The 13,102-nt window shown below is 72.2% G+C and carries 11 protein-coding genes and 1 pseudogene; 3 read left to right on the top strand and 9 right to left on the bottom strand.

What is annotated here, in order from left to right; translation table 11 throughout:
- Positions 1-3: 3 nt before the first annotated feature.
- Genes ACZ60M_RS08220 through ACZ60M_RS08200 form a run of 5 tightly spaced genes read right to left on the bottom strand, consistent with a single transcriptional unit; the run spans position 4 to position 6,614 of the window.
- Entirely contained in the window at positions 4-1,476 is a 1,473-nt protein-coding gene (locus ACZ60M_RS08220) for an MATE family efflux transporter (RefSeq protein ID WP_465415956.1), read from the bottom strand.
- On the bottom strand, positions 1,464-2,348 hold the full coding sequence (locus tag ACZ60M_RS08215) for a sulfotransferase family protein (protein WP_465415954.1): 885 nt from the start codon (positions 2,346-2,348) through the stop codon (positions 1,464-1,466). The genes ACZ60M_RS08220 and ACZ60M_RS08215 overlap by 13 nt, the downstream gene beginning before the upstream one ends.
- Positions 2,345-3,580 carry a hypothetical protein gene (locus ACZ60M_RS08210; protein ID WP_465415952.1) on the bottom strand — a complete coding sequence of 412 codons (1,236 nt, stop codon included), beginning with the start codon at positions 3,578-3,580 and terminating at the stop codon, positions 2,345-2,347. Before ACZ60M_RS08210 ends, ACZ60M_RS08215 begins: the two co-directional genes overlap by 4 nt.
- On the bottom strand, positions 3,577-4,965 hold the full coding sequence (locus ACZ60M_RS08205; protein ID WP_465415950.1) for a hypothetical protein: 1,389 nt from the start codon (positions 4,963-4,965) through the stop codon (positions 3,577-3,579). Before ACZ60M_RS08205 ends, ACZ60M_RS08210 begins: the two co-directional genes overlap by 4 nt.
- Positions 4,962-6,614: a Wzz/FepE/Etk N-terminal domain-containing protein gene (locus ACZ60M_RS08200; protein WP_465415948.1), complete on the bottom strand. Its 1,653-nt coding sequence runs from the start codon at positions 6,612-6,614 to the stop codon at positions 4,962-4,964. The genes ACZ60M_RS08205 and ACZ60M_RS08200 overlap by 4 nt, the downstream gene beginning before the upstream one ends.
- A gap of 204 nt (positions 6,615-6,818) precedes the next feature.
- Here ACZ60M_RS08200 and ACZ60M_RS08195 point away from each other — a divergent pair, with 204 nt between their 5' ends.
- Positions 6,819-8,669: a glycosyl hydrolase gene (locus tag ACZ60M_RS08195; RefSeq protein WP_465415946.1), complete on the top strand. Its 1,851-nt coding sequence runs from the start codon at positions 6,819-6,821 to the stop codon at positions 8,667-8,669.
- Positions 8,670-8,690: 21 nt separating this feature from the next.
- Here the strand turns inward: ACZ60M_RS08195 and ACZ60M_RS08190 are convergent.
- From ACZ60M_RS08190 to ACZ60M_RS08180, 3 genes and pseudogenes are all read right to left on the bottom strand, one after another.
- A pseudogene (locus ACZ60M_RS08190) lies at positions 8,691-9,251 on the bottom strand (DNA-3-methyladenine glycosylase); the annotation flags it as partial.
- Complete coding sequence (locus ACZ60M_RS08185; RefSeq protein ID WP_465415944.1) at positions 9,248-9,787, bottom strand: DUF3515 family protein; 540 nt, start codon at positions 9,785-9,787, stop codon at positions 9,248-9,250. The gene ACZ60M_RS08185 and the pseudogene ACZ60M_RS08190, both read right to left, overlap by 4 nt.
- A gap of 8 nt (positions 9,788-9,795) precedes the next feature.
- Positions 9,796-10,029 carry an Lrp/AsnC ligand binding domain-containing protein gene (locus ACZ60M_RS08180; protein ID WP_465415942.1) on the bottom strand — a complete coding sequence of 78 codons (234 nt, stop codon included), beginning with the start codon at positions 10,027-10,029 and terminating at the stop codon, positions 9,796-9,798.
- 145 nt (positions 10,030-10,174) lie between these two features.
- Here ACZ60M_RS08180 and ACZ60M_RS08175 point away from each other — a divergent pair, with 145 nt between their 5' ends.
- On the top strand, positions 10,175-11,125 hold the full coding sequence (locus ACZ60M_RS08175; protein ID WP_465415940.1) for a thiamine-phosphate kinase: 951 nt from the start codon (positions 10,175-10,177) through the stop codon (positions 11,123-11,125).
- Between the two features lie 175 nt (positions 11,126-11,300).
- On the opposite strand, the gene rpmB is transcribed toward ACZ60M_RS08175, so the two are convergent.
- On the bottom strand, positions 11,301-11,492 hold the full coding sequence (rpmB, locus tag ACZ60M_RS08170) for a 50S ribosomal protein L28 (RefSeq protein WP_030157716.1): 192 nt from the start codon (positions 11,490-11,492) through the stop codon (positions 11,301-11,303).
- A gap of 400 nt (positions 11,493-11,892) precedes the next feature.
- On the opposite strand from rpmB, the gene ACZ60M_RS08165 reads away from it, so the two are divergent.
- Positions 11,893-13,098 carry a hypothetical protein gene (locus ACZ60M_RS08165; protein ID WP_465415938.1) on the top strand — a complete coding sequence of 402 codons (1,206 nt, stop codon included), beginning with the start codon at positions 11,893-11,895 and terminating at the stop codon, positions 13,096-13,098.
- Positions 13,099-13,102 lie beyond the last annotated feature (4 nt).

The raw sequence follows: 13,102 nt of genomic DNA, 5'->3' as shown, positions 1-13,102 counted from the left end.
GATTCAGATCCTGGTCCGGTAGCGCACCAGCGCCACCCCCCACGCGAGGCCCGCGGCGGCGAGCGCGCCCGCCGTCCACAGCGGGCCGAGCGGTGCGACCGCCAGCGGCAGGACCCCGAATCCGAGACCGGCCGCGAACAGCGCCCGCCTCGTCAACGCCCCGAACGGGTGCAGGCCGAACGTGCGCCACAGTTGCGCGAGTGGAACCAAATTATTGACCAGAACCGCGGCCGACCACGCGATCGCCGCGCCGACGACCCCCATGGAAGGGATCAACGCCAGGTTCAACCCCACGTTGACGACGAGTGAAATCGAGACGTCGATCAGCTGCCACGAGGTCTTCCCGGCCATCGCCAGCATCGAGTCGACCACCCCGCACGCCGAGCTGATCATCATGGCGGGCACCAGAATCCACACGACCAGCCGCGCGTCGCCGCTGACGTACTCGCCGCCGAACAGCCGCAGGTACCAGTCCGCGAGCAAACCCACGCCCAGGTACACCGGCCATGTCAGCGCCACGATCCACGCCGTCGACTCCTGGTACAGCGACCTGGCCGCCGCCGGGTTCCCGGCCGCCATCGCCGCCGCGGCCCGCGGCTGCACCGACTGCCCGACCGCGCCCGACGCCATCTGCCCGACGATCACGAACCGCGTCGCCACCGTGTACACCGCCGCCGGGCCCAGCCCGGCCAGCGCCGCCACCATGATGATGTCGAGCCGCTGCAGCCCCAGCTGCGCCACGCCCGCCGCCGCACGCGGCGCCGTGAACCCCCAGAACGCCCTGGCCGACACCCGGTCCGGGAACCCCGGATCGGTGCGCGAACGGCGGTGCCTGCGCAGCAGGTACCAGCCCGCCGCGACCGCCGCGGGCAGGTACGGCAGCACCCACGCCAACGTGATCGTGAACGGTGAAGCGGTGCCCGCCAACGCGATCGCACCGAGCCCCGCCAGCTGCGCCACGGTGCGCCCGAGCTTGTCGATGAGGACCGAAGGCCCCATGAGCCGGTATCCGCGGGTCGCCGCGAGCAGCGCCTCCATCGCGACCGACGCGGGCAGGAACACCGCGATGAGCCGCACCAGGTCCGGGCTCTGGAACATCGGCGCGGCCAGCAGCAGCCCGAACGCCGTCGCCATCGACACGATCGCGGCGGGCCACAGCCCCAGCCGCAGGACCGACCCGACCGCGCCGTCCCGCCCGTTCTGGTGCAGCCGCGCCACCCAGTACACGAGCCCCGTCGGCGTCCCCAGCCGCGCGATCGCCCCCGCCAGCAGGAACACCGAGGTCGCCGCGAAGAACGCGCCCGCCTCAGCGGGCGAGAGCGCCACCGCCGCAAGCCAGGTGACCGCCAGGCCCCCGAGGCCCGAGACCGCCGCGCCGACGAGGTTCACGAGCCCGCCGCGCGCGGTCCCGCGCAGCTCCGCCCGGCTGTCCTCCTCGGCCCCGGCGGCGACAGTGCTGTGGGCTAGCGCCGCCAACTCGGCACGCTCCCGAGCCAGTCCGCGAGCCGCTCGTCCGTGGGCCCGTACAGGTCCGTCAACTGCTCCCGCAGGGCCGCGGACATCGGGGAGGGACGCCCGCGCGCGTTGTGCCGCGCGAAGGCGAACTCCCCGAGCCACGGCAGCCCCAGGAACCGCAGCACGCGCTCGAACGCGTCCTCCGGCCTGGAGAAGAACTCCCCGGAGTCGAGCACCAGCACCCGGTCCCGGCCCACCAGCTCCGCAAGCGGCTCAAGGTAGTCCGTGTACCGTCCCCGAGCCGTGTAGGCGTGGTGCTGGTGGTCGAAGTCGTACAGCGAAGGATCGGCCCGCAGGGCCTCCTCTTTCCCGTCGAGCCGCGCGGCCTCGGCCGCCACGGCCTCCTCGAAGTCCGCGATCGGCTCGAACCCGCGCGCCACCTCGTGCGCGTGGTGCGACCACGCCCGCTCGACCGGATCGCGCACCAGCACGATCACCTTGACGCCCGGCAGGTCCCGCGCGAACCGCTGGGCCGCGAGCGGGTGGTACAGGTAGTACGGGCTCGACTCGAACCCGATCGGCGCGAGCCCGGTGTGGTCGGCGATGCGCCGCGAGGCCGCCTGCGTCGGGAAGTGCCCCCGGTACCAGGCCATGCCCTTGTCGTAACCGGTGTCGAAGTAGTGGACGCCCTTGTGGAACACCGGTTTCAGGATCGCCGGGTGCTGGGCCAGGGCCCGGTACAGGGACGTGGTGCCGCAGCGCTGGCCGCCGCACACGAGTAGGCCGGGCAGGATGCGGGACGAGGCCGTCAGGCGCCCGAACGTGCGGGAGGACTGCCCGACGACGGCCTTCAACTGGCCGGGGATGCGCTCGCGGAGCGTTCGCTGGCTCATTGCTGGCCCCCTGTCTCGGAAGCGGTGCGCTGGCGGGCGATGTGGCGCAGCAGCGTGGGCAGGAGCCAGCGGCCGAGGGCTCCGAGCGCGGCTCCGGCCTGCTCGGCCTGGTCGCCCATGTAGCGGGCGGCGAGGTCGACGAGGTACAGCAGCGCGGTCGGTTCGGCCTCGGCGGGCGCGACGCCCATGGGCGCCAGCACGGAAGGGGCTTCGGCGACGAGGCCGAGCACGGCCGTGGTCGGGTCGGCCCCGCGCGTGACGATGTGGTCCTGGAGCCGGTAGTGGGCGGCGTCGAATCCATAGGGGACGCCGGTCTCGAACCGCTCGAGGTCCCACAGGTACACCAGGGTCTCGGTCTCGCGGGTGTTCCACGGCGACCAGTCGCCGTGCCACGCACCGAAAGTGAGTTCGGTGCCGGCGTACCGGTCGAGCAGGGTCTCCCCGGCGGTCTGGAGCGTGTCCGCGTCGGTCTCGCCCCGGTCGGTGAGGTCCTTCAGCCGGGCGCGGAGCCGTGCGGCGTAGTCGGACTCGCCGAGCGGGGAGCGCACGGTGGTGCAGGCGTCGGCGAGCTCGCGCATGGCGGCGGTGCGGCGGGCGGGCCCGAGTTCGGACGGGGCGTCCCAGGACGGGAGCGCGGAGGTCACCATCAGGTTGTGGCCGTTCCAGTTCCCCGAGTGGAGGAGCCGGGGCACGCGCAGCAGCTTGAGCTCGCAGAACTCGCTGAGGCGCCGGGTCGCGTTCGTCTCGGCCTCGACGAGCTCGCGGGTGAGCGGGTTGACGCCGAGCTTCGCGAACGCGACGGTCTCGGCGTCCCCGTTGAGGATCTGCAGCACCGGCTTGCGGTTCGCCCGTGCCGGTCCGATGTGGATGCTCAGGTGCACTTCGTGGCCGAGCACCGCCGCGAGGTGGTCGTCGATGCCTTCGGCGCCGCCGACCTTGATCCGGTGGGGCAGCAGCATCCGGTCGACGCCGAGGCGCAGCGCCCACACGGCGGCGTCGCGCTTGAGGCGCGCGCCGCGCGCGGCGGGCCGGGCGTAGCGGGTCAGCGCGGCCGCGGCGACCTTGCGGTCGGCGGCCGGGATGAGCACGCGCGGCTTGCGGCGGCCGGGCACGACGATGTACGGGCGCGGTGCGTCCCCTTGCGCCGCACCGGGGTACAGCTGGTCGACCACCTCCGCCAGGTAGGTCGCGCGCCTGCGCAGATCGTCGGCGGTCTTCAGGGCTCGGCTCATCGGTTCTCCGTCTCTGGGCCGTGGTGTGACACCTCGGGCAGGCGGCCCGCGGCGAGGAGGACGTAGCTGAGCAGGGTGAACAGGAGGGGCGTGACGAGGGCGTTGTAGTAGAACATCGTGATCAGCGAAAACCCGACGACGGCGCTCCCGGCGATGCCGACCGCGGTGTGGTCGTGCCGGAACCGCCATAGGACCGCGAGCGCGAAGCCGAGGTACGTGACGGTGCCGAGGATGCCGTGCGCGAACATGACCTGCCACAGCTGGCCGTTCCCGCCGAGCGTGCGCCCGCCGCATCGCGGGCATTCGGGCGTGGGGCCGACCGCGATGGACTCGCCCGAGCCGAGGGTCTTGCGGGTCGACCCGAAGCCGATCACGGGGGAGTGCTCGACCACGAGCTCGGTCGCGCGCTCGGAGGAGAACGCCCGGCCCTCATCGGAGTGCCCGTTGTCGAGCCGCGTCTGCACCACCGTCCCCAATGGTGTGAGGACCACGAGCAGCACTGCGGCGCAACCGGCCCCGGCGAGGGCGAGCATCCCGCCTGGCCTGCCGGAGACGAGCAGCCGCAAGGCCGCGAAGACCGCGATGGCGGCGAGGCCGAGCCACAGGCCCCGGTTCATCGAGTACACGGCGGGCACGAGCGAGACGACGAGCAGCGCGACCGCGGCCACCCGCCACTTGTTCTTCAGCGGCGTGCAGAACGCGGCGACCGCGAACCAGACGGCGGTGATCGCGAAGTTGTTGCCCCACGTGTTGGTGTAGCCCCACGGCGCGGCCGGGCGCGGCGTCTCGTACCCGAGGAAGTCCATGGTCTGCGCGGCCGCCGGGTGCACGAGCGACTGGACGAACCCGTCCTTCGCGACGGCCTTCGGCAGCAGCGCCTCTACCGGCGACGTGTACTCGAACGACCCGAAGAACGTGCCGAGGAACCCGCCCGCGACGGTGACGACGAACAGCCAGCCGAGGAGCCGGATGAGCCGCTGCCGCGGGAGCTTGCCTTCGGCGATGAGGTTGTACGCCCACAGGGCGATGAGGGTGCAGCAGCAGTAGAAGCCGAGCCGGAACGTCGCCCCTGGCAGGCTCGAGAACCACGTCTCGGGCACGGTGCCCGGCGGGTCGACGCCGAGGTTCGCGAGGCTGAGCGTGACCGCGAGGAGGAACAGGAGCCACCAGCCGAACGCGGGCGGCACCGCGATCGACCTGCGGCGCACCAGCTTCACGGCCGCGACGGCGGCGACGAACGGGATGACGAGGACGCCCATGCCGAGCGCCCACCACAGCGGGAACCCCGCGAGCAGCCAGGTGAGCGAGGCCCCTTCGCGGGCCCCGCGTTCCTGAGGGTCGATCCGGCCGCGCCCGGCCGTGCGGGCGGCCGCGAGGAGCGTCATCGCGACTCGACCGCGGCCGTTGGCACCGTCGGCATGACCTGCGTCGTGGCCTCTTCATCCTCAACGGGCTCAAGGGAGTCCGTGGGCGTCTCGTCCTGCGACACTTCATGTGCGCTGGGAATCTCGCGCCGCGCCCCAGGCAGCGGCACCGTGTTCATCGGGCCGAGCACGTGCGGGAGCAGGACGGCGCCGAGCAGCGGCGTGTCGATCTGGCGCATGGCCAGCGCGGCGGCGGCGGTCTCGCCGATCGCGTCGCGTCCGGCCTGGACGGCGAGGATCACGGCGTCGGCGTGCCCGGCGAGCAGCTGCGCGTCGGCGCTGCACGACAGCGGCGGCGCGTCGACGACGACGAACCGTCCGGCTTCGGCGAGCTTCGAGAAGGTCTCTGCGGCGGCTTCGCTGGTGGGCCCGGTGGCGCGGGCGGCGGCGCCGGGGCCGATCACGTTGAGGCTGGGCTGCCTCGGCGCGGCCTGCGTCGCCTCGGCGAGGTCGACCCGGCCGGACCAGACGTCGGCGAGGCCGGGCACCGAGTCGGTGCCGAACAGCTCCGGCAGGCCGACGGTGGTGCTCGGGTTGGCGGCGACGGCGGTGGCGCGGTCGCCCGCGCGGGCCATCGCGGTGGCGAGGTTCGCGGCGACGACGCTCGCGGCGGGCCCGGGGGCGACACCGGCGACGACGATGACGCGCTGGTCGTGCGTCAGCTGCGAGGACACGACATTGCGGAGCTGGGAGAACACCCGGCCGCCGGGGCTGTAGGCGCCGAAGACCTCGCGGCGCTGGAACTTCACGGCCGGGGGCACGGTGGCGAGGACGTCGAGTTCGCAGCGTTCGACCAGGTCGGTCGGGTATGCCACTTTCCGGGCCAGGCGGTGCCGGGCCCACGCGAGGATGAGGCCGAGCGGCAGGCCGAGGCCGAGCGCGGCGGCGAGGTTGAACATCGCGTTCGGGCTCACGGGAGCCCCGGGCACGGAGGCCTGGTTGATGACGCGGCCGGGCGTGATCGCGCCCTGCTGGGCCTCGACCGCGGCGATCTCCGCCTCGATCTCCTCGGCCTGCTGGCGCAGCGCGTCGAGGTCGGATTCGAGCCTGGCGCGGCCGTTGTCGCCCGAGTCCATCCCGGACAGTTCGCTTTCGGCGGCGGCGATGTCGGTCTTCACCGTGTCGAGACTGACGTGGGCGGTGGCGATCGCGCTCTCCAGGGACGCGGTGGCCCCGGAGCGGCGGTGGTCCAGGTAGGCCTCGCTGAAGGCGATGGACCCGGCCTGGGCGGCCTCGGCGGTCCCGGCGCGGAAGGCGATCTCCAGGACGGCGGTGTTGGGCGGCACGGTCACTGACACGCGCGAGACGAGGTCGTCCGGGTCGTCGGAGCCGAGCGCCTCGGCGGCGGCGACGGCGACCTCGGTGGACTTGACGAGCTGGGCCTCGGTGTCGAGGTTGACCTGCCCGGCGGTGCGGGCGCCCGCTACGGCGGTGTCGCTCGCGGTGGGCAGCACCAGGACCGAGGAGGTGGACTCGTACACTTCCTCGCTCAGCGAGGTGTAGGCGAACCCGGCGGCCAGCGCCGCTGCCACCGTTCCGATGATGAGCCACCAGGAGCGGCGGACGATGACGCCGTAATCGGCGAGCGTGCGGGCGGCAGGGGTCCTCAACGCGAAGGCCTTTCTTGTTCACTGGATCTCGTTTGAGTAACGAGCGACGCGACCTTGAGGTGACGGCCGGGCGAACGCGGGACGCGCCGCGAACGGGGTGGGGGTTGCGTTTGCGAGAGCAGACTAGTAAAAACCAATTTGTTCGCTAATATGGTGATTCGCAACATTTGAGTGTGGATCACATTGGACGGAAGAAGGTGGACGATGAGCGACACCGACAAGCGCCAGCCCCTCCGGGCCGGCCGCGGCATCGTGACCGTCCTGGCGGTGCTCCCGCTGGTGCTGGCGGGCTTCGTGGTCGGGTACGGCGTCGGCGCCGGCGGCGACCGCCTCGGCATCGCCGTCGACGAGGCCTGGCAGGAGGGCAACGGCACCTTCGACCACGCCCCGCTCGCCGCCTCGTTCACCGCCACGCAGGTCTCCGGCCCCGCGCCGCAGTCGCCGGCGGTGCTGCCCGTCGGCTTCTCGGCCGACCTCGGCATCGCCGTCACCCACCTGCAGTTCGCCGTCGACGAGTCCACGGTCCGGCCCGACCACACCGCCGAGCTGCGCCTGCCCGTCGCCGTCCCGCCCGACAGCGAGGGCATGACCGTCGAGGTCGCCTCCGTGCACCCCGTCAGCTGCCTGTGCTCGCTGACCGCCGCGACCGCCCCGCCGTACGGCGCGGTGTGGGACGCGGTCGAGATCGACGCTGGCGCAACGGAAGTGGTCCTCGACGTCACCGGCGCGATCAACGCGCCGGGCCGCTACGGCTTCGCCGTGACGACCCCCGACCGCAACGCCTACCTGGAGTTCGAGGGCGCCGAGTACGGCACGGGCCCGAACCTGCGCACCATCTCGGCCGTGCCGCCGGTGAACCCGGTGCCGCCGACCGCGCCCGTCCCGCTGCCCGACCCGACCGGCTCACCGAGCCCGGTGCCGCCGCAGGACCCGACCTCGCAAGCGCCGTCCTCTATGGCTCCGTCTTCGGAAACGCCGTCTTCGACCGGCCCGACCGGGCCCCCGACGCAGCCCGGGTCCGCCGACCCGGCGCTCCCGGCCGCCGACCCGACCTCGCCGCAAGGGCCGCCGCTGCAACCCGAATCGGGCCAGAACGAGGACCAGCTCGCGACGTGCAGGACAGGGGAGAAGCTCATCCCGACGTGCGGCGCGCTCGTCGGCGTCGCCCCCGCGGCGCACACCAGCCTGCCGAAAGAGCAGGCGCTCCTGGACTTCGAGGCCACTGTGGAAGAGACGCAGCAGGTCTACCACACCTACGAGCGCGCGGACGAGCGGCTGTGGCCGACCCCCGAGCAGATCGCGCTGACCGAGGACCCCCTCAAGCCGCGCACCCTGTTCATCAACTGGAAGCCGCAGATGGCGAACTGGGCCGAGATCGCCGCCGGGGACCCGGAAGTGGACGCCTACCTCGACCGCCTCGCCGAGCACATCAAGGCGAACTTCGACAAGCCGTTCTTCTTCACCGTGCACCACGAGCCCGAGAACGACGTGATCCAAGAGAAGGGCTCCGGCATGGAGGCCGCCGACTACGCCTCGATGTACCGGTACGTCGTCGAGCGCCTGCGGGGCGCCGGGGTGGACAACCTGGTGACCGTCATGAACTACATGGGCTACCTCAAGTGGGTCGAGATGCCCTGGCATGAAGACCTGTACCCGGGCGAGGACGTGGTCGACTGGATCGGCCTCTCCGGCTACGGCCAGTCCCTCCACGACGACGGCCAGTCCGACTTCGGCGAGATCGTGGACCAGACGAAGGGCGAGAGCGCCTGGCCCGGGTTCTACCACTGGGTCGCGCGCGAGCACCCGGACAAGCCGATGATGCTCGCCGAATGGGGCGTGTTCTACGAGGAGCAGTACCCCGACCACCAGAAGGCGGTCTTCCAGGCCGCCCGCTACCAGATGGCGCACTACCCGCGGCTGAAGGCGATCGTCTACTTCGATACGCCCGCCGACCACAAGAGCGGCCGCAACTCCCAGGTCCACCAGCACGAGGAGACGCTCCAGGCGTTCCGGGACCTCATGCGCTCGCCGCAGTTCGACGTCAAGCTGGAGTAAGTCCGCGGCCGGAGCCTTCGGGTGGCGCTTGTACGGGGACACGAACCGGTCGCCCGGAATCCAGAACCGCCAAGCGGTGTCGGCCGCCTTCGTGATGCCCGTGCGGGGCCCGGACGACACCGCCGCGGCGCCGCCGCCCTGGAACACCGCGCCGACCATGTCGCGGCCGTCGTCCCCGCGGTCCCAGCCCATCGCCTGCGCCAGGCGCGCCGGGCCCCGCGCGAGGTCCCGGTCCGCCACGTTCGCGCCGCGCCGCCCGCGCGCCGCATCGAGGCCGTCGACGACCTCGCCGGCCCGCAGCAGCACCGCCGCGCCCGAACCCTCGGGGCCGCACACCAGGTTCGCGCAGAAATGCATGCCGTACGTGAAGTACACGTAGAGGAACCCGGGCGGGCCGAACATGACCGCCGTCCGCATCGTCTCCCCGCGGAAGGAATGCGAGGCCGGATCGTCCTCGCGGTACGCCTCGACCTCCGTCAGCCGCACCGTCACACCGTTCGCGGTCACCGTGCAGCCCAGCAGATCCGGAGCCACCGGCACCGAATCGCGCGCGAAGAACGAGCGCTCCAGCGCAGCGCTCACGCGCACCCGGTCGGCGCCTCGGCGGCCGCCGGGACCTTCTCGCCGATCACCGTGGAAAGATCGTTCAGGACATCGACCGGCTGCTCGTTCGCCTCCGGGACGCTCACACCCACCGGCACCTGCCGGTCGAGCGTCGTCCACTCCAGGCCCGCCTCGTCCGAGTACCAGCACACCCCGTTGAGCTTGTAGACCAGCGCCGTGTCCTCCACCGCTACGGGCTCGACACCGCACGTCGCCACCGCCGCCGGATCGCCGTACGCCAGCACCGACTCCGCCGCGCCCGCGCCGCCCTCGACCGGGCGCGCGTGCAGGCCGCCCGCCGTCTCGGGCGCGGTCGCCGTCAGCGCCAGGCAGATCACCGCGTCCTCCTCGCTCAACGCGGGAACCTCGACCGCCACCGGCGAAAGGTCCTCATGCGCGGGCTCCGCCTCAGGCGCGATCGCGTTGAACACCAGCACGCCCGCGACCACCGCGACCGGCACCGCCACAGCGGTCGCCACGATCGCCGGAAGCCGCGACTTCTTCTGCGAACCCACCGCGCTCCTCAGGCGTTGAGAATCGAACAGGTCAATGTGCGGGTAATGCCCGCCACCCGCTGGACTCTACTCACCACCAGCGTTCTGAGATGCTCGCCGGAGGCGGCCTCGGTGAGCACCACCACGTCGTACGGGCCGGTGACGATGTCGACCCGGACCACGCCCTCGATCAGTGACACGGCCTCGCTGACCTGATCGGCCATGCCGACCTCGGTCTGGACCAAGATGTACGCCTGCACCATGAGACAGGCCTCCTCTGGAAACGGCCAAGAAGGGGATCGTGGGGCAGGACCCGACACGGGCGGGCCTGACCGCTTCGCGATCGCCTTTGAGCGAAGATTACCCAGTCATCCACCGACCTTCAAACGCCCGAGGAATGAGCCCCACGTGAGTGAGACCGTCGCCGAGGTCGGCGAGTTCCGCCTCATCGAGCGCTTCACGCGCCATTTCGCGACCACCCCCGCCGTCCTGCTCGGCCCCGGCGACGACGCCGCCGTCGTCACCGCCCCCGACGGACGCGTCGTCGCCTGCACCGACATGCTCGTCGAAGGCAACCACTTCCGCCGCGACTGGTGCTCCGCCGCCGACGTCGGCCACAAGGCCGCCGCCGCCAACCTCGCCGACATCGCCGCCATGGGCGCCCGGCCCACCGCGCTCCTCGCCGCCGTCGCCGCCCCGCAGGACCTGCCCGCCGAATGGCTCGACGGCTTCGCCTCCGGCCTGGCGACCGAGGCCGCCGCCGTCGGCGCGGCCGTCATCGGCGGCGACACCACCCGCGGCGAACTCCTCACCGTCACCGTGACCGCCCTCGGCGACCTCGAAGGCCGCGAACCGGTCACGCGCTCGGGAGCCCGGCCCGGGGACGTGCTCGCGCTGGCAGGCCGGATCGGCTGGGCCGCCGCCGGGCTCAACGTCCTCTCGCGCGGCTTCCGCTCGCCGGGCGCGCTCGTCGGCGCCTACCGCAGGCCGCAGCCGCCGTACCCGGCCGGACGTGACGCTGCCCTCATGGGTGTGCGGGCCATGATCGACGTCTCCGACGGCCTCCTCGCCGACGTCGGGCACATCGCCGACGCCTCAGGCGTCGCCATCGACGTCGACACCGACGCCCTGCCCGTGCCCGAGCCGATGCGCAACGCCGCCGAAGCCCTGGGCGCCGACGCCCGCGGCTGGCTCCTCACCGGCGGCGAGGACCACGCCCTGGCGGCGTGCTTCCCGCCCGACGTGCTCCTCCCCGAAGGCTGGCGCCGCATCGGCGCGGTCGCCGAAGGCGCAGGCGTCACGGTCGACGGCGACCGCTGGACCGGCCCGACCGGCTGGGACCACTTCGTGAAGGAGTAGCGCGCGGGCCCGGCGTCGCGCACCTACCTACCCGCCCTGGGTGGGTAGGTCCCACCATCGCATCCGGGGCCGACAGTCAAGCGCTTGCACCGGGAGGGCTTTCGCCTCACTCCGGGTACGACAAAGCGCCGCCGGGGCTCAGCCCCGGCGGCGTAAGTCTTCGCGGCGTCAGCCCTTAACGGGTGACCTTGCCGGCCTTGATGCACGAAGTGCAGACCTTGGCGCGGCGCTTGTTGTCACCGGAGCCAGTCGCGATGCGGATGGTCTGCAGGTTCGGGTTCCAACGGCGACGGGTCTTCTTGTGGGACCACGGGACGTTGTTGCCGAAGCCAGGGCGCTTCGCGCAGACTTCACACACGCTCGACATAATCCAAAACTCCTGCATTGACGTTCATTCGGCCCACCCCGACGGCGGGCAACCCGGTAATTCTAACGGACCCGGCGAACCGCCGCCCATCCAGGTGGCGGGACCTGCGCCACAGCCGCCGGGAGCCTTGCCCCCGGCCGCCGGGCCGACCCTTTGCAGGGTCGGGTCCTCCCCGGGCGGAACACCTGCGCCGCAATCGAAAGACCTACTGTGCTGCAAGCAGACGTAGGCCCGGATCGCGCAGATTCGTCGGTCCTCCCAGGACGATTCGCGGCGGCGCTGCGCTGTGGCGGCTGCCGCGGTCGGCTACCGTTGGTGACTCTAGGATGGGTTCAGATCCCGTAGGCTGGCCGCATACACATGATGTGCCGATGCCCATATCTTCTTTGGTGAGTCGAACATGAGCCACACCCCGCAGCAGCCTGCCGACGGCTGGCAGCCGCCGCAGCAACAGCCCCCGGTGTACCGCCCGAACGAGCAGCCTCCGCAAGAGGAGCAGCCGCCGTGGTCGCCGGAGAGTCAGCGCTTGGCGCAGTCGGGCCAGCAGGGCCCGGTGGAAGAGGACGGGACCGTCAAGTACGTCGGCGGCCCCGGCCAGCCGTCGCCGCAGCAGTTCGGGCCGCCTCCGGGCGTCCCGGTCTCGCCGTTCGACGCGCCGCAGCAGCAGGCGTTCCAAGGCATGCCCCCGCAGCAGCAGCAGCCGTTCCAGGCGTCCCCGCCTCCGCCGTCGGTCTCGGACCCGTTCGGCCCTTCCGGCGGTTACCCCGTCTCGGGCATGCCGGTCTCCGGGATGCCCCCCGTGTCCTCGATCCCCGCTTCCGGGATGCCGGTCTCGGGCATGCCCGTCTCGGCCCCGATGGGCGGGGGCGGCCAGCCGCCGTTCGGCGGCGGCCAGTTCGGCCCGCAGGGCGGCCAGCTCGTGCCGGTCTCCGGCGGCGGCGCCCAGCCGTGGGGCGCGCCGGACACGATCCAGCGCAAGAACAAGAAGAAGGGCGGCAAGGGCCCGATGTGGCTCATCGTCGCCGGGATCGTGGTCATCGTGCTCGCGCTGGGCGTCGGCGGCTTCATCCTCTTCAACCCGCTCGACAACGGCGGCGGCAGCGACGACCAGACCGGCACGATCGAGAGCAGCGGCGCCGCCGAGAGCACCGCGCCCGTGGTGCCCGGCGCGACCGTGGTGGCCGACGAGACGTCCGGCCTGAGCATCCTGGCTCCTGAAGGCTCGACCGAGGCGGCGAACCCGCCCGGCGGGTTCACCGGGCCGACCGGGCTCATCCTGGCCGGGACCGGCCCGACGGTCTTCTTCGGGGCGCTCGACCCGGCCGCGATCGGCGCCGGTGCGGACGTGCCGCTGCCCGACCTCGGCACGAACCTGCAGAACCTGGCCGCGACCTGGGCGGGCGGCACCGCTGAAGGCGTCGAGGCCGTCCAGTACCGGGTCGACGCCCGGTCGGCGATGTTCAGCACCTTCACCGTCGGCGACGTGACCGTGATGACCGCGGTCATCGAGAGCGGCGACGGCTACGTGGGCTTCGTCGGATCGGCCACGGCCGACCAGGTCGAGGTCCTGGAAGCGACCCGAGGCAGCCTCAGCTTCGGTTCGTAGGCGC

It is taken from the genome of Glycomyces sp. NPDC050141 (assembly GCF_055586545.1).
The sequence above is the reverse complement of the archived record's forward strand: the minus strand, read 5'-3'. Positions and strand labels throughout refer to the sequence as shown.